The sequence below is a fragment of the Azospirillum endophyticum genome (genome assembly GCF_016595245.1).
Classification (GTDB): domain Bacteria; phylum Pseudomonadota; class Alphaproteobacteria; order Azospirillales; family Azospirillaceae; genus Azospirillum; species Azospirillum endophyticum.
In genome coordinates, this window is the sequence record NZ_JAENHM010000035.1 from 98,360 (window position 1) to 113,321 (window position 14,962).

Below are 14,962 nucleotides of genomic sequence, written 5' to 3' on the forward strand. Positions count from 1 at the left end.
GCGGGGGAGGGGATTGGTTGCTTGTCGGCGTTCAGCGGCCGTCCCTCCCCCGCCCAGCGGGGGAGGGTCAGGGTGGGGGCAAGTAAAGCAAAGATGCCGCTTAACCGGGAGACCACCATGCGCCCCCTGCACGCCCTGCTGCTGCTGATCGCCCTTTTGGCCGCTCCGACTTTCGCACAGGCTCAGCTCACCCAGGTGCCCGGCCAGAACTCGCCGACCACCAAGGAGCAGGTGCCGCTCTACGTGCCGCAGGACGACAAGGTGATCGGCCGGGTCAGCATCCCGGACGAGAAGCTGGCGGTGCTGGTCCAGCCGGAAGGGCGGGAGTGGCGGGAGTGGCGCACCCACACGCTGCGGCTCGTGATCGGCGGGCTGGCCATCGGCATGACGGCGGTGCTGGCCGGCTTCTTCCTCTACCGCGGCACCATCCGCATCCATGCCGGCCGGTCGGGGCGGCTGGTCCTGCGCTTCAACGGACTGGACCGCTTCGCCCACTGGACGACGGCGGTCAGCTTCCTGGTCATGGCGCTGACCGGGGTGATCCTGACCTTCGGCCGGCCACTGCTGATCCCGCTGATCGGCCATCAGGCCTTCACGCCGCTGGCGGAATATGCCAAGTCGATCCACAACTTCGTCAGCGTGCCCTTCGTCGTCGGGCTGCTGATGATCATAGCGCTTTGGCTGCGCGACAACATCCCGGAGAAGGCCGACTGGGTCTGGATCAGGACGGCGGGCGGCCTCTTTTCCAAGGCCGGCGGACAGCATCCGGAGGCCGGGCGCTTCAACGCCGGCCAGAAGATGGTGTTCTGGAGCATCGTGCTGGGCGGCATCGGCATGGCGGCCAGCGGGTATCTGCTGATGGTGCCCTTCGCCGTCTCCGGGATCGGCGGGATGCAGATCATCCACGTCGTCCATGGGCTGCTGGCAGCGGGGCTGATCGCCGCGGTGATCGGCCACATCTACATCGGCACCATCGGCATGGAGGGCGCCTTCGACGCCATGGGGCGCGGCGAAGTCGACGAGAACTGGGCGATCGAGCATCACCGCCGTTGGTACGAGGAGCAGCTGCGCAAGGGTTATGTCGAGGGGCGCCAGCCGGCGGAGTGAGCGGCGGTCGACTGTGCATAGGGTGGTGGACGAACAATCCCACCCCCGCACCGTCTCCTTCCATAGTACAATTTACCCTCCACCTCTCAGAGTGGCTGAATGGCCTCCGACAAACGCGCTGGACCGGAGACCTGACCGGTTCACCACACTGAGAGGAACGGCCCAAATGCTCCACCAGGCTCTCGACACGCTCCAGAAGCAGATCGCGCTCCGCCCCCGCTACGACAACTATATCGGTGGTCAGTGGGTTGCGCCGGTGGACGGCCAATACTTCACCAATCTCACCCCGATCACCGGCAAGCCGCTGTGCGAGATCGCCCGTTCCCAGGCCGCCGACGTGGAGCTGGCGCTCGACGCCGCCCACAAGGCCAAGGACGCCTGGGGCCGCACCTCGCCGACGGAGCGCTCGAACATCCTGCTGAAGATCGCCGACCGCATGGAAGAGCGGCTGGAGGTCATCGCGCTGGCCGAGACGCTGGACAACGGCAAGCCGATCCGCGAGACCCGCGCCGCCGACGTGCCGCTCGCCATCGACCATTTCCGCTACTACGCCGGCTGCATCCGCGCCCAGGAAGGCTCGATCGCCGAGATCGACCACACCACCTACGCCTACCATTTCCATGAGCCGCTGGGCGTCGTCGGCCAGATCATCCCCTGGAACTTCCCGCTGCTGATGGCCGCCTGGAAGCTGGCTCCGGCGTTGGCCGCCGGCAACTGCATCGTGCTGAAGCCGGCCGAGCAGACCCCGATGGCGATCATGGTGCTGGCCGACATCATCGGCGACCTGCTGCCGCCCGGCGTGCTGAACATCGTCAACGGCTTCGGCATCGAGGCCGGCAAGCCGCTCGCCACCAACAAGCGCATCTCGAAGATCGCCTTCACCGGCGAGACCTCGACCGGCCGCCTGATCCTGCAATACGCCTCGGAGAACATCATCCCGTCGACGGTCGAGCTGGGCGGCAAGTCGCCGAACATCTTCTTCGAAGACGTGATGGCCGAGGACGACGAGTTCCTCGACAAGGCGCTGGAAGGCTTCGCGATGTTCGCGCTGAACCAGGGCGAGGTCTGCACCTGCCCGAGCCGCGTCCTCATCCAGAAGTCGATCTACGACCGCTTCATCAAGCTGGCGGTCGAGCGCGTCGCCAAGATCGCCCAGGGCCATCCGCTGGACGGCGGTACCATGATCGGCGCCCAGGCCTCGCAGGAGCAGCTGGAGAAGATCCTCTCCTACATCGAGATCGGCAAGGCCGAGGGCGCCAAGGTCCTGATCGGCGGCGAGCGCGCCCATCTGGGCGGCGAGCTGGAAGGCGGCTACTACGTCCAGCCGACCATCCTGGAAGGCCACAACAAGATGCGCATCTTCCAGGAGGAGATCTTCGGCCCGGTCGTCGCCGTGACCACCTTCGAGACCGAGGAAGAGGCGCTGGCCATCGCCAACGACAGCGAGTTCGGCCTGGGCGCCGGCGTGTGGAGCCGTGACGGCAACCGCGCCTTCCGCATGGGCCGCGGCATCCAGGCCGGCCGCGTGTGGACCAACTGCTACCACCTGTACCCGGCGCATGCCGCCTTCGGTGGCTACAAGAAGTCCGGCATCGGCCGCGAGACCCACAAGATGATGCTCGACCACTACCAGCAGACCAAGAACCTGCTGGTCAGCTACAGCCCGAAAGCGCTCGGCTTCTTCTGAGCCCTGCTCCTCCCTATCGGGCAAACCTGGGCCGGGGGCATGTCTCCCGGCCATTTTTCTTTCTCCCGCGTGGTGTGTGCAGACCCGCCTCTCCCCCCTGGGGAGAGGTCGGGCGGCGCAAGCCGGCCGGGTGAGGGACTTCGCGTTTTTTGCAGTATTCTCGCCGCGCGTCCCCCTCACCCTGACCCTCTCCCCGCTTTCGGCGGACCGGGGGTCCGCCTGTCGCGTCAGCGCAAACGAAGTTTGCGCGTGAGCGGGGGGAGAGGGGATCGTTCGTGGTTTTGTGAAAGAACCGACCATGCCAGCCAACCGCGTCGCCGCCACACCCGAAGCCGTCGCCCTGCTGGACCGCCTGTCGGCCAAGCACGGGCCGCTGATGCTGCATCTGTCGGGCGGCTGCTGCGACGGATCGGCGCCGCTCTGCCTGCCGCAGGGGGAGTTCCGGCTGGGCGGGCGCGACCTCTGCATTGGCAAAATCGGCGATACCCCTTTCTGCATGGCCGAGGACACCTTCCAATGGTGGCGCAACACCCAGGTCATCCTGGATGTTATCCAGGCGCGCGGCGGCGGCTTCTCGCTGGAAACGCCGGACGGCATCCGCTTCACTGCCAAAGCCCGCCTGTTCACCGACGACGAATTGACCGGCCTACCCGATCCGCAACCGGCCGACACGCTTTAGGAGCCGCCCTCCACCATGTCCTCCTTCACCGGTCCGCGGATTGGTCTTGCCCGCCGCCATCCCTGGAGTACCCTTGCCGGATCGCATCCGCGGACGGAGAGGGCGACGGGAGGGGCAGCGATGTCCACACGGGAGATCTCTGCGGAAGGCCCGGCAGGAACGGCCCCCGGCGACGGGATGCCGCGCGCCGTCACCCATGCCGAACGGCCGGACGAGGCTGCGCGCGAGTTGCGGGCCGGTCTGGGCGGGATGGCGCTGGATCTGGTGGTCGTCTTCTGCGCTCCCAGTTACGACCGCCATGCTTTGGCCGACGCGTTGGCGGCGGAGTTCGGCATGGTGCCGGTCATCGGCTGCACCACGGCCGGGGAGATCGGACCCGGCGGCTACACCACCAACGCGGTGGTGGCGGTGGGTTTCCCGACCGAGGATTTCTGCATCGTCACGGCGCTGGTCGACCATGTCGACCGCTTCGAGATCGCCGACAGCACCGCCATCGCGCGGTCGCTGCTGTCGCGCCGCGACCGCGCGATGGCGAGCCGGCCGGTGCCGATGGGCGAGGATGCCCGCAGCTTCGCCATGCTGCTGATCGACGGCCTGTCGATGAGCGAGGAGACGGTGGTCAGCGCGCTGCACAACGCCCTGATCGACATCCCGCTGTTCGGGGCGTCGGCCGGCGACGACCTGCATTTCGAGCGCACCTTCGTGCTGCATGAGGGCGCCTTCCATCCCAATGCCGCGGTGGTGGCGCTGTTCACCACGACGCGGCCCTTCACCGTCTTCCGCACCCAGCATTTCGTCAGTTCCGACCGCAAGATGGTGGTCACCGGCGCCGATCCGCAGCATCGCATCGTTCATGAGATCAACGCCGAGCCGGCCGGCCGGGAGTATGCCCGGCTGGTCGGGCTGGAGGGGGAGCCGCTGACCCCGATGATCTTCGCCGCCCATCCCGTGGTGGTGCGGGTCGGCGGCCAGTACCATGTCCGCTCGATCCAGAAGGTGAACGACGACGAGAGCCTGACCTTCTTCTGCGCCATCGACGAGGGCATCGTGCTGACGGTGGCGGAGGGGGTGGATCCGGTCTCCAACTTCGATGGGCTGATCGAGGGCATCGAGGCGGAGGTCGGTGCGCCCGACCTGATCCTCGGCTGCGACTGCATCCTGCGCCGGCTGGAGATGGAACAGCGACAGCTGAACGCCGTCATGTCGGACCGGCTGGCACGCCACCGGGTCGTCGGATTCTGCGCCTATGGCGAACAGGTGAACGGCATGCACGTGAACCAGACCTTCACGGGCGTCGCCATCGGAGGACGCTAAAGCCATGGCCGGCATCCAAACCCGCAGCTGGACCCTCGACCCCGCCGACCGCATCGCGGCGCTGGAGCGCGAGAACGCCAAGCTCCAGCGCATCAACAAGGTGCTGATGGACCGCGTCGAGCGGTCGATGGATTTCCAGGGCGGCGCCTTCTCCCTGTTCCAGACCGCCATCGTGCTGGAGCAGAAGATCCGCGAACGCACGCTGGAGCTGGAACGCGCCCTGCACAAGCTGGAGGACAGCAACCGCGATCTCGCCCGCGCCAAGGAGCTGGCGGACACCATGCGGACCCGCCTGTTCGAGGCGATCGAGTCGGTGAACGAGGGTTTCGCCCTGTTCGACTCCGCCGACCGGCTGGTGCTGTGCAACCGGAAATACCTGTCCTACTGGCCGACGGTGGCCGGGCGCATCCAGGCCGGCATCCGCTTCAACGATCTGGTGGCGATGGTCGCCGCCGCCGGGGCGGTCAGCGAGCCGCCGCCCGACGTCTGGCTGCGCGAGCGGATGGAGCACCGCCACGACCTGAAAGGCGTCTTCCTCAACCGGCTGTCCGACGGCCGCTGGATCCAGGTGAACGAGCGGCGCACCCGCGACGGCGGCATCGTCGGCGTCTACACCGACATCACCGTCATCAAGCGCGAGGAGGAGCGGCGGCGCGAATCCGAACAGGCGGAGAAATCCGCACTGATGATGCTGAACGACCAGCTTCAGCAGGCCAAGTCCCAGGCCGATCAGGCCAATCTGTCCAAGACCCGCTTCATCGCCGCCGCCAGCCACGACCTGCTGCAGCCGCTGAACGCCGCCCGCCTGTTCGTCTCGGCGCTGGCCGACCTGGAACAGCCGGATGCCAATGCGGAGCTGGTGGAGAACATCGACGCGGCGCTGGCGTCGGTGGAAGACCTGCTGTCGGCGCTGCTCGACATCTCCAAGCTCGACGCCGGGGCGGTGACGCCGGAGGTGACCGACTTCCCCTTGCGCGGCGTCCTGGCGCCGCTCGCCTCCGAATATGCGGCGGTGGCGGCGGAGCGGGGCATCGACCTGAAGGTGGTGGGCTCCGGCGCGGTGGTGCGCAGCGACATGCGGCTGTTGCGCCGGATCGTGCAGAATTTCCTGTCCAACGCGTTGCGCTACGTCCAGGGCGGTCGGGTGGTGGTCGGTTGCCGCCGGACCGGCGACGGCATCCGGATCGAGGTGTGGGACAATGGGCCCGGCATCCCGCGCGACAAGATCGCCGAGATCTTCCAGGAATTCCGCCGGCTCGACACCCCGGTCAGCAAGGGGCGCGACCGCGGCATGGGGCTGGGGCTTGCCATCGTCGACCGCGTCGCCCGCATGCTGGACCATCCCATCACCGTGCGGTCGGAACCGGGCCGGGGATCCGTCTTCGCCGTCACCGTGCCGCGCGGGACGGAGCGCCGTGCCGCGCGCCCGGCGAGCGTCGCCGCCCGGCCGATGACCAACCGGCTGGCCGGAACCTCGGTGCTGGTGCTGGACAACGAGCCGGCGGTGGTGGCGGGGATGGAGGCATTGCTGCGCGGCTGGGCCTGCGACGTGGTGTCGGCCACCAACGGCGACGAGGCGCTGGCCCTGCTCTCCGGCATGCCGAAACCGCCCGACCTGCTGATCGCCGACTATCACCTCGACGACGGGGTGCTCGGCGTCGACGAGGTGGCGCGGCTGCGCGCCGCCTGCGGCCGCATCCTGCCCGCCGTGATCGTCACCGCCAACCGCACGCCGGAACTGGCGGACGAGGCGAAGGCGGCAGGGTGTCTGGTGCTGAACAAGCCGGTGAAGCCGGCGCAGCTGCGCGCGGTGATGACGGGACTGGTGGGATAGGGCGGCGTCGGAGGAGAGGCATGATGATTTACCGGTAACGCCTTACCGGTTCGGCTGTTGTCGGTTGCATGACCGACCCGGCTGCATTGCGCGACAAGGCGCTCGAAATCCACCGGCTGCTGTGCACCGTCTACGGCTGCCCGGTCGCCTATTTCCACAGCCTCGACCCGCTGAGCGAGCTGGTGTCGTCGCTGCTGTCGCACCGCACCCGCAACGCCGCCTCCGGCGCCGCCTTCAAGGCGCTGCGGCGGCGCTGGTCCGACTGGGAGTCGGTGCGCGACGCTCCGGTCGCCGAGGTCGAGGCGACCATCGCCGGGGTCACCTGGCCGGAGCAGAAGGCGCCGCGCATCCAGGCCATCCTGCGCCGCATCACCGAGCGGGTCGGCAGCCTGTCGCTCGACCTGCTGTCCGGCATGACGGTGCCCGAGGCGCGCGCCTGGCTGGAGGAATTGCCCGGGGTGGGGCCGAAGACCAGTGCGGCGGTGCTCAGCTTCTCCACTTTGCGGCAGGCGGCGCTGCCGGTGGACAGCCATCATCACCGCGTCGCGGTACGCACCGGCCTGATCCCCGCCAGCCTCGCCGTCGGCCCGTCGCACGCCGTGCTGTCGGCGCAACTGCCGGAGGGGTGGGATGCCCAGCAGGTCTACGACAACCACGAGGTCATGATGCTGCACGGCCAGCGCTGCTGCCATTATCAGGCGCCGGCCTGCGACCGCTGCGTGCTGCTGCGCCTCTGCCCGACGGGACAGGCCCTGCGCCCGTCGGAGGAGGAAAGGGAGAGCGCGTGAAGGTGTGCCCGACCGGGCGTTGGGGATGCCGGATCGATGCGATCCTGTTATGATGCATTGTCGGTAGGGACATGGTGCCGAAAAGGGGAACGTCATGGGCTATGCTGAGCTGATCAGGAAGCTTCAAGCCTTGCCCGAAGACAAGCAGACCGAAGTCTTCGATTTCGTCGAATTCTTGACAGCCCGTTTCGCTGCCTCGAAGGAAGAGGGAAAGGAGGAGTGGTCCGAGGAGAAATTCGCCGAGTTCGGCATGGAGCAGGCAATGCGGGGGATGGAAGACGACCCTGTTACCTACGGCCGTGACGATCTCCGGAAAGTCTGGCGGTGAAATGGGCTGGTCAGATTGTCCTGGTGCCCTTCCCGTTCACGGACCTGAACGGGAGCAAGCTGCGTCCAGTGTTGTTGATCCGGCAGGTTTCTTCCCGTTTCGATGATTGGTTTGTCTGCATGGTCTCGTCACAGATCCGGCAGGCTGAACCCGATCTCGATGAAATTCTATCACCAGGCGATCCCGACTTCGGTGATACCGGCCTGAAGGTGTCCAGCGTGTTGCGGCTGGGTCGGCTCGCCGTGATCGATGGAGCGCTGTTCAGCGGTGAGATTGGTGAGATCGGACCTGAACGGTTGGATCGCCTGCGCCATCGTCTGGCTGCTTGGTTGACCGACACTCCGAAAATCTCGTGACGGACATGCGCGACCCCTCACGTTTTGTGCATTGCAACACGCAGGCATTCCCAGAACGCAGGACCGGTTACCGGCAGCAGAGCGCATATAAGACTGCGCGGGCGACGAAGACGCCGCTCCGGTTTCCATAAGACGAGGCCTGAGGTGATACACAAGATTCTGGATGCGATCGATGCCATCGTCGCGGAAAAGCGTCAGAACGGGCAGCTTGAGGACTGGCTCAAGAGCGGAGCTGCACGCCGTTTCTGCGAGAAGATTTCGTCCGAACGCAAGCACTATTATCCCGCCCTGCTCCTCTATTTGGAGCGAAACGGCGGGCAGCACGTCTGACAGCATCCGGGTAACGGGAACGGGCCGCGGCATTCCGCGGCCCGCCCGTTTCTGAGGGGCCCTATTCGGCCGCCGCCGGCATCATGCTGCCGGTCTGCAGGAAGCGGCTGTGCCAGGCGAAGGCCTCTTCCAGCAGGTGCGGGGTGTGGCCGCCGCGCTGAAGCGCCCGGCGGTGATAGTCGGCCGCCAACTCGCGGTAGCCGGGATGGACGCAGTTGCGGATGATGGTCGCCGCCCGTTCGCGCGGCGCCAGTCCGCGCAGGTCGGCCAACCCGATCTCCGTCACCAGCACGTCGACGTCATGCTCGTTGTGGTCGACATGGGTGACCATCGGCACGACGCTGGAGATGGCGCCGCCCTTGGCCAGCGACTTGGTGACGAAGATGGCGAGGTGGCCGTTGCGGGCGAAATCGCCGGAGCCGCCGATGCCGTTCATCATCTGCGTGCCGTTGACGTGGGTGGAGTTGACGTTGCCGTAGATGTCGCACTCCAGCGCCGTGTTGATGCCGATGACGCCGAGCCGCCGGATCACTTCCGGGTGGTTGGAGATCTCCTGCGGGCGCAGCAGCAGCCGGCCCTTGTAGGTGCCGATCCTCGGCAGCACCTCGGCATATTTCCCGGCGCTGAGCGTGATCGAGGATCCGGACGCGAAGGTCAGCTTGCCGGCGTCGAACAGCTCGAAGGTGCTGTCCTGCAGCACCTCGCTGTACATGGTCAGGTCGTGGAACGGCCCGTCGATCAGCCCGTGCAGCACCGCGTTGGCGATGGTGCCGATTCCGGCCTGGAGCGGCGCCAGCGAGCGGCCGAGCCGGCCTTGCTTGACTTCGCGACCCAGGAACTCGATCAGATGGCCGGCGATGGCCCTGGTCTCGTCATCCGGCGGCAGGATGCTGGCGGAGCTGTCCTGCTTGCGCGTCACCACGATGGCGGCGATCTTCGACGGGTCGATCGGGATGTAGGGCAGGCCGGCGCGGCTTTCCGCCGTCACCACCGGGATCGGCTCGCGGAAGGGCCGGCGGGTCGGGATGTAGACGTCATGCATCCCCTCCAGATCCAGCGGCTGGGTCAGGTTCAGCTCGATGATGACCTTCTCGGCCAGGATGGCGAAGGTCGCCGAGTTGCCGATCGAGGTGGTCGGCACGATGCCGCCGGTGTCGGTGATGGCGCAGGCCTCGATCACCGCGACGTCGACTGGACCCATCTGGCGCGAGCGCAGCAGTTCCACCGTCTCCGACAGATGCTGGTCGACGAACATCACCTCGCCGCGGTTGATCGCCTTGCGCAGCACCGGGTCGGCCTGGAAGGGCAGGCGGCGCGACAGCACCCCCGCCTCGGTCAGGATGCGGTCGACGTCGTTGCCCAGCGAGGCGCCGGTCATCAGCGTGATCTTCAGCTTTTCCGACGCGGCGCGCTCGGCCAGCGCCAGCGGCACCGCCTTGGCGTCGCCGGCGCGGGTGAAGCCGCTCATGCCCACGGTCATGCCGTCCTTGATGAGGAAGGCGGCTTCTTCGGCCGGGACCACCTTGCCCCACAGGGATTTCAGGCGGATGCGATCTCGGTACATCGGGCGTTCCTTTATGAGTGTTTTTTGGTGATTGGCGACCGATCCGTTCCCGTCCGGCCGCATTTCTTATTTGAAAATACTCATAAGGATGGACCGGCCGGCGCGGCAACCGTTTGTCCGGAATGTCAGGCAACCCTCAAGTGAATGGGTGGGCGAATATCGGCGGACCGGTGCACAATACGGACGGAGACTTGATGAGTCTGAGAAGGGATTTTCTGAAATTCAGTTTCGTCTGCTGGTAATTGTGCCGAGCGGCCAATCCTGTGCAGGCGCAACCGTCCGCTTGTCGGCGCCGGGGATGGGGGCGTACCATCGGCCCACCCAACCGAACGCAGGAGTCCGCCGACGTGGCGTCCCCGCATCGGCCGTCCGTCAGCACCCGCAGTTACGACGGGCATGAACGGCGGCACGCGCATGACCATCACCAGATCGTGCTGCCCATCGCCGGTACCCTCGACATGGAGGTCGGCGGAGCCTGCGGGCGGGTGGGAGACGGGCATGGGGTGCTGGTGGCCGACCGGGTGCCGCACAGCTTCCGCAGCGGCGGGGCCAACCGCTTCGTCGTGCTGGACGTGCCGGCTGCCGGGCTGGTGCCGGAGGCGGCGATCCGCGCCTGCGGCGCCTTCTTCGCCATCGACGGCGCGCTGGACGGGCTGGTGCGCTATCTGGCGGCGGAGGCGGCCGACCGGCCGCTCGATCCGGTGCTGGCCCATCATTCGGCAGGGCTACTGCTGCGCGCTCTGGAGGCGCGCCAGCCGCCACCCGTATCGAGCGATCCCATCGACCGCGCCCTGGCTCTGATGGCGGAGCGCTGCGGCGAACCGCTGACGGTAGCCGAACTGGCCGAGGCGGCCGGTCTGGCGCCCAGCCGTTTCCATGAACGCTTTCGGGCTCGCACCGGCAGTACCCCGGCCCGCCTGCTGGCCGAGCTGCGGCTGGACCGGGCGGAGGCCCTGTTGCGTGACGGCCGCTTGCCGTTGGCGGAAGTGGCGTTGGCCGTCGGCTTCTCCGACCAGAGCGCCCTGACCCGCAGCTTGCGCCGTTGTCGCGGCACCACGCCGGGGGCGGTGCGGAAAGGAAGCTAAAGAGCGCGGGCCGCCTCGACGATCACCGCCGCCACCGCATCCGGACGCGACAGGTGGGGGGCGTGGCCGCTTTCGACCTCCACCGTCCGGGCACCGATGCGCGAGGCGGTGGCGCGCAGGAAATCCGGCGGCAGCATGCGGTCCTGGCTGGCGACGACATACCAGGCGGGCTTGGTCTTCCAGGCGGCGGCGGTCACCCGGGTCGCGAAGCAGGCTGCCGCCACCGGCCCCTGGGTGGCAGCCAGCAGGGCGGCCTCCGCCGCCGGCAGATCCTGGGCGAAGTTGCGGGCCATGCCCTCCGGCGTCAGGGTCAGGAAGCGGCCCTTGTCGACCGACACCCCCGACAGGCCGGCGGATGGCGGGAAGGGCTTCAGCGTATCGTTCGGCGATTGCCCGGCATCGGGGGCGAAGGCGGCGACGTAGACCAATGCTTTCACCCGCTCCTGCTCGCCGATCTGGGTGATCACCGCCCCGCCCCAGGAATGGCCGACCAGCACCACCGGCCCCTTGCTGCGGTCGATGGCGCGCTGGACATGGGCGACGTCGTCGTCGAGCGAGACCAGCGGGTTCTGCACCGCGACCGCCGCGAATCCTTCCGCTTGCAGGCGCGGGATCACCCGGCCCCAGGAGGAGCCGTCGGCGAAGGCGCCATGGACGAGGATGATGGTCGGATTGGAACTCATGGAAGCGGCTCCCGCTGGCGGTCGGACCCGCCACTCAGAGCATGGCGACAGGGGGAGGGTCCAGCCGGAGCGGGGCGATTTTTCTCCAGGCGGAAAAGGGCCTGCGTCTTATTCCGCCGGTTGACGGCTCGTGCGCCGGCCGAAGGTGGCGACGCGGTAGACGTACCAGAGGGCGATTCCGGCGGCAACGACGTTGGACAGCGGGTTCAGCCAGCCGGAGACCTGCTGGTAACGGTCTTCCAGCAGATAGCCGGCGGAGGCGAGAAAGGTGGTCCAGATCGCGGTGCCGACGGTGGTGTAGAGCAGGAAGGGGGCCAGCGCCATCTCCGATACTCCGGCGGGGATGGAGATCAGCGTGCGCACCGCCGGGATCATCCGGCCGATCAGCACCGACCGCCCGCCATGCTCGCGGAACCGGGCGGCGGCTTCGTCCACTTCCTCCGGCGCGATGGTCAGCCAGCGGCCATGGCGGGCGGCCCACTGCTTCAGCCGGCGGCTCCCGACCCAGCGGCCGATCAGGTACCAGAACAGCGCCCCCAGCACCGCGCCCGCCGTGCCCGAGACGATGATCATCGGCAGGCCGAGGTCGCCGCGCGCGGCGGTGAAGCCGGCCAGCGGCAGGATCAGCTCCGATGGGATGGGAGGAAACAGGTTCTCCGCGAACATCAGCAGAGCCACGCCGAGATAGCCGGTCTGCTGCACCATGTTGACGATCCAATCGAACACGTCGGTCCTCCTGCACTGGCCGTCCCGCCACCCACCGTCCCGACCAACACCAGGACAGGGGATTGGTTGCATCCAGGGGCTCGCAGCGGCGGCCGGCCCTGCTTATGTTTGCAGGTGTAACGATTGGATATGCTGAGGAGGGGAAAGGCGCAGATGGCGGCGATCAAGCTCGACCGGCATGAGAAGGGCATCCTGGCGGCCCTGCAGGAAAATGCCCGCCTGACCATGCAGGAACTGGGCGATACCGTCGGCCTGTCGGCCTCCCCCTGCTGGCGTCGGGTGCGGTCGATGGAGGACATCGGCGTCATCCGCCGCTATACCGTGCAGCTGGATCCGCGCAAGCTTGGGCTCGGCGAATGCGTCTTCGCCCATGTCACGCTGGAACGGCACAAGGAGAATGCGGTCGACCAGTTCGAGACCGCCATCGCCGGCATGCCGGAGGTGCTGGAATGCTTCGCCGTCACCGGCGATGCCGACTATCTCCTGCGCATCGTCGTGCCGACCACGGAGGATTACGGCCGCTTCCTCAGCGAACGCATCTTCTCCATCCCCGCGGTCTCGCACGTCAAATCGAGCGTCACCCTGAAGGAGGTCAAATTCGAGACCCGGCTGCCGCTCGATCATCTGGAGTGAGCGGCGCGTTCCCGCCATCGCGCCATCCATAGAAGCAGACGGGCGTGCCGAGATGGGGATGCACGCCTTCTCCAAACAGGTCCAGGCCGTGGCGCTCGTAAAACAGACGCCCCCGCCTGTTTGCCCGGGGCGTGCGAAGGGTGAAGCCGTTCGGCATGACGCGCTTTGCCAATTCCAGCAACGCCAACCCGATGCCTTGGCCCTGGTTGTCCGGATGGACGAACAACTGATCGAGCTTGGACTCTGCGGGGTTCAGCGCGAGTATCCCCACGGCCTGTCCGTTCGACAGGGCGATGCGCAGATCCCATCCGGCGGCGAGTTCCCGGTCGATCCGGATGCGAAGTTCGGCCCGCGAGGGGAAGGCCGCCGTCACTCCCTCCATCCGGCGCGCGCTCTCGAACCAGATGGCGGCGACGTCGTCGAGCTCATCGGTGCGCGCCGGCCGTATGTCGAAGGTTGACCCTTTATCCATGACGCGGCTCCAGCAGCCCCGCCAGCGCCGGCGCCAGATCGCCGCCGCCGGCCATCGTCACCCGCTCCAGCCCCAGCCAGCCGGCCAGCCGGCGCAGCTCGGCCGCCAGGGGCGGGGCGACGGCGTCGGGGCGGGCATGCGGTTCGGCATGGGCGGCCTGGACCAGCAGGGTGGCGGCCTTGCGGTCGGATTTCAGGTCGACGCGGGCGGCGATGCGTTCGTCCATCAGGAAGGGCAGCACATAATAGCCATGCTCCCGCTTGTGGGCGGGGGTATAGATCTCCAGCCGGATGCGGGCGCCGAACAGGCGCTCGGTGCGCTGCCGCTCCCAGATCAGCGAATCGAAGGGGGAGAGCAGGGCGCGGGCCGGCGCCTTGCGCGGGACGCGCAGGTCGGGGGTGACATAGGCGGGGCGGTCCCAGCCCTCCACCGCCACCGGCAGCAGTTCGCCGGCTTCCACCAGTTCGGCGATGCGCAGGCGGGCGTCGGCGAGGTCCAGCCGATGATAGTCGCGCAGGTCGCGTTCGGTCGCCACGCCATGGGCGCGGGCGGCGATGCGCAACAGGGCGCGCTGGGCCTCGTCCTCCGACGGGGTCGGGGTGTCGAGGACGGCGGCGGGCAGCACCCGCTCCGTCAGGTCGTAGAGCCGTTCGAAGCCGCGGCGCCCGGCGGTGGTGACGCGGCCGGCCCAGAACAGGAATTCCAGCGCCCGCTTGCCATCGCTCCACCCCCACCAGCCGCCGGCCCCGCGTCCGGCCTCGCTCAGTTCGGACGCTCCCAGCGGCCCGCGTGCCGCCACCTCCGCCAGGACCGAGTCGATATAGGGCCGGCGTTCGGCGGCGAAGCGCGCCAACTCGCCATAGGTGCCCTCGCCACGCTCGGCCCGTGCCATGCGCCAGCGGAACAGCGGCTGCTGCTCCACCGGGATCAGCGACGCCTCATGGCCCCAATATTCGAACAGCGCCCGCCGCTTGCCGCCATAGGCCAGCCGGTCGAGCAGCGCCGGCTCGTAATGTCCCAGCCGCGAGAAGAGCGGCAGGTAGTGGGAGCGCACCAGCACATTGACGGAATCGATCTGCACCAGCCCCAGCCGGCCGATCAGGCGCCGGACATGGCGGGCCTCCACCGGATCGGCGGCAAGCGGGTCGGTGGCGAGGATGTCGGCGGCACGGAGGTCTTGGGGCGGCGTGTTGGGGAAGCCCTGCGCCGCGATGGCGATGCGTCGGGCCTCGCGCAGGGACAGGCTGTCGGAACGGGGCATGGACCTGAGGTGGAAAGAGACGGGGGTCCAGCTTGCGAATGCGTTTGATTTTCGTCAAGGCGGCGTGGCGGCGGCGAGAGCAGGCTGACGGTCGATCCTGCACTGCAGCACCCGT

The 14,962-nt window shown here is 67.8% G+C and carries 16 protein-coding genes; 11 read left to right on the forward strand and 5 right to left on the reverse strand.

From position 1 onward, the window contains the following. Nucleotides 1-117: 117 nt before the first annotated feature. The 9 genes from JHL17_RS12320 to JHL17_RS12360 all read left to right on the forward strand — a co-directional run bounded on the left by JHL17_RS12320 (nt 118) and on the right by JHL17_RS12360 (nt 8,423). Nucleotides 118-1,107 (forward strand): formate dehydrogenase subunit gamma, encoded by a 990-nt coding sequence (locus tag JHL17_RS12320; RefSeq protein ID WP_200193449.1) that lies wholly within the window; start codon nt 118-120, stop codon nt 1,105-1,107. A gap of 166 nt (nt 1,108-1,273) precedes the next feature. Continuing rightward, a complete protein-coding gene (gene adh, locus JHL17_RS12325; protein WP_200193451.1) occupies nt 1,274-2,794 on the forward strand; it encodes an aldehyde dehydrogenase in 1,521 nt (506 codons plus the stop codon). A gap of 298 nt (nt 2,795-3,092) precedes the next feature. Beyond that, nucleotides 3,093-3,473, forward strand: coding sequence for a DUF779 domain-containing protein (locus JHL17_RS12330; protein WP_200193453.1), 381 nt, complete (start codon nt 3,093-3,095; stop codon nt 3,471-3,473). Between the two features lie 120 nt (nt 3,474-3,593). Beyond that, complete coding sequence (gene nosP, locus JHL17_RS12335; RefSeq protein WP_247893490.1) at nt 3,594-4,787, forward strand: nitric oxide-sensing protein NosP; 1,194 nt, start codon at nt 3,594-3,596, stop codon at nt 4,785-4,787. Nucleotides 4,788-4,791: 4 nt separating this feature from the next. After that, nucleotides 4,792-6,621: an ATP-binding response regulator gene (locus JHL17_RS12340; protein ID WP_200193457.1), complete on the forward strand. Its 1,830-nt coding sequence runs from the start codon at nt 4,792-4,794 to the stop codon at nt 6,619-6,621. A gap of 68 nt (nt 6,622-6,689) precedes the next feature. Beyond that, nucleotides 6,690-7,409: an endonuclease III domain-containing protein gene (locus JHL17_RS12345; protein WP_200193459.1), complete on the forward strand. Its 720-nt coding sequence runs from the start codon at nt 6,690-6,692 to the stop codon at nt 7,407-7,409. 94 nt (nt 7,410-7,503) lie between these two features. Beyond that, nucleotides 7,504-7,737: a DUF2281 domain-containing protein gene (locus tag JHL17_RS12350; protein WP_200193461.1), complete on the forward strand. Its 234-nt coding sequence runs from the start codon at nt 7,504-7,506 to the stop codon at nt 7,735-7,737. After that, entirely contained in the window at nt 7,734-8,093 is a 360-nt protein-coding gene (locus JHL17_RS12355) for a type II toxin-antitoxin system PemK/MazF family toxin (RefSeq protein ID WP_200193463.1), read from the forward strand. The genes JHL17_RS12350 and JHL17_RS12355 overlap by 4 nt, the downstream gene beginning before the upstream one ends. A 144-nt stretch (nt 8,094-8,237) precedes the next feature. Continuing rightward, a complete protein-coding gene (locus tag JHL17_RS12360; protein WP_109152762.1) occupies nt 8,238-8,423 on the forward strand; it encodes a hypothetical protein in 186 nt (61 codons plus the stop codon). Between the two features lie 61 nt (nt 8,424-8,484). Here the strand turns inward: JHL17_RS12360 and scpC are convergent, their stop codons facing one another. Then, nucleotides 8,485-9,987 carry a succinyl-CoA:acetate CoA-transferase ScpC gene (scpC, locus tag JHL17_RS12365; RefSeq protein ID WP_200193465.1) on the reverse strand — a complete coding sequence of 501 codons (1,503 nt, stop codon included), beginning with the start codon at nt 9,985-9,987 and terminating at the stop codon, nt 8,485-8,487. A 347-nt stretch (nt 9,988-10,334) separates the two neighbouring features. Between scpC and JHL17_RS12370 the strand changes: the two genes are divergently transcribed. Further along, entirely contained in the window at nt 10,335-11,072 is a 738-nt protein-coding gene (locus JHL17_RS12370) for a helix-turn-helix domain-containing protein (RefSeq protein ID WP_200193467.1), read from the forward strand. Here JHL17_RS12370 and JHL17_RS12375 read toward each other — a convergent pair. Then, nucleotides 11,069-11,755: an alpha/beta fold hydrolase gene (locus JHL17_RS12375; RefSeq protein ID WP_200193469.1), complete on the reverse strand. Its 687-nt coding sequence runs from the start codon at nt 11,753-11,755 to the stop codon at nt 11,069-11,071. The genes JHL17_RS12370 and JHL17_RS12375 overlap by 4 nt on opposite strands. Before the next feature lie 108 nt (nt 11,756-11,863). After that, a complete protein-coding gene (locus JHL17_RS12380) occupies nt 11,864-12,481 on the reverse strand; it encodes a VTT domain-containing protein (protein WP_200193471.1) in 618 nt (205 codons plus the stop codon). Between the two features lie 153 nt (nt 12,482-12,634). On the opposite strand from JHL17_RS12380, the gene JHL17_RS12385 reads away from it, so the two are divergent. Further along, nucleotides 12,635-13,114, forward strand: coding sequence for an Lrp/AsnC family transcriptional regulator (locus JHL17_RS12385; protein WP_200193473.1), 480 nt, complete (start codon nt 12,635-12,637; stop codon nt 13,112-13,114). On the opposite strand, the gene JHL17_RS12390 is transcribed toward JHL17_RS12385, so the two are convergent. Further along, nucleotides 13,074-13,586 carry a GNAT family N-acetyltransferase gene (locus JHL17_RS12390; RefSeq protein ID WP_200193474.1) on the reverse strand — a complete coding sequence of 171 codons (513 nt, stop codon included), beginning with the start codon at nt 13,584-13,586 and terminating at the stop codon, nt 13,074-13,076. The two genes, JHL17_RS12385 and JHL17_RS12390, sit on opposite strands and share 41 nt — an antisense overlap. Then, nucleotides 13,579-14,847: a winged helix-turn-helix domain-containing protein gene (locus tag JHL17_RS12395; RefSeq protein WP_200193476.1), complete on the reverse strand. Its 1,269-nt coding sequence runs from the start codon at nt 14,845-14,847 to the stop codon at nt 13,579-13,581. The genes JHL17_RS12390 and JHL17_RS12395 overlap by 8 nt, the downstream gene beginning before the upstream one ends. Nucleotides 14,848-14,962: the final 115 nt, after the last annotated feature.

Coding starts and splice junctions, on each gene's coding strand:
- JHL17_RS12320 (WP_200193449.1), top strand. CDS start 118: ATGCGCCCCCTGCACGCCCTGCTGCTGCTGATCGCCCTTTTGGCCGCT.
- adh (WP_200193451.1), top strand. CDS start 1,274: ATGCTCCACCAGGCTCTCGACACGCTCCAGAAGCAGATCGCGCTCCGC.
- JHL17_RS12330 (WP_200193453.1), top strand. CDS start 3,093: ATGCCAGCCAACCGCGTCGCCGCCACACCCGAAGCCGTCGCCCTGCTG.
- nosP (WP_247893490.1), top strand. CDS start 3,594: ATGTCCACACGGGAGATCTCTGCGGAAGGCCCGGCAGGAACGGCCCCC.
- JHL17_RS12340 (WP_200193457.1), top strand. CDS start 4,792: ATGGCCGGCATCCAAACCCGCAGCTGGACCCTCGACCCCGCCGACCGC.
- JHL17_RS12345 (WP_200193459.1), top strand. CDS start 6,690: ATGACCGACCCGGCTGCATTGCGCGACAAGGCGCTCGAAATCCACCGG.
- JHL17_RS12350 (WP_200193461.1), top strand. CDS start 7,504: ATGGGCTATGCTGAGCTGATCAGGAAGCTTCAAGCCTTGCCCGAAGAC.
- scpC (WP_200193465.1), bottom strand. CDS start 9,987: ATGTACCGAGATCGCATCCGCCTGAAATCCCTGTGGGGCAAGGTGGTC.
- JHL17_RS12375 (WP_200193469.1), bottom strand. CDS start 11,755: ATGAGTTCCAATCCGACCATCATCCTCGTCCATGGCGCCTTCGCCGAC.
- JHL17_RS12385 (WP_200193473.1), top strand. CDS start 12,635: ATGGCGGCGATCAAGCTCGACCGGCATGAGAAGGGCATCCTGGCGGCC.
- JHL17_RS12390 (WP_200193474.1), bottom strand. CDS start 13,586: ATGGATAAAGGGTCAACCTTCGACATACGGCCGGCGCGCACCGATGAG.
- JHL17_RS12395 (WP_200193476.1), bottom strand. CDS start 14,847: ATGCCCCGTTCCGACAGCCTGTCCCTGCGCGAGGCCCGACGCATCGCC.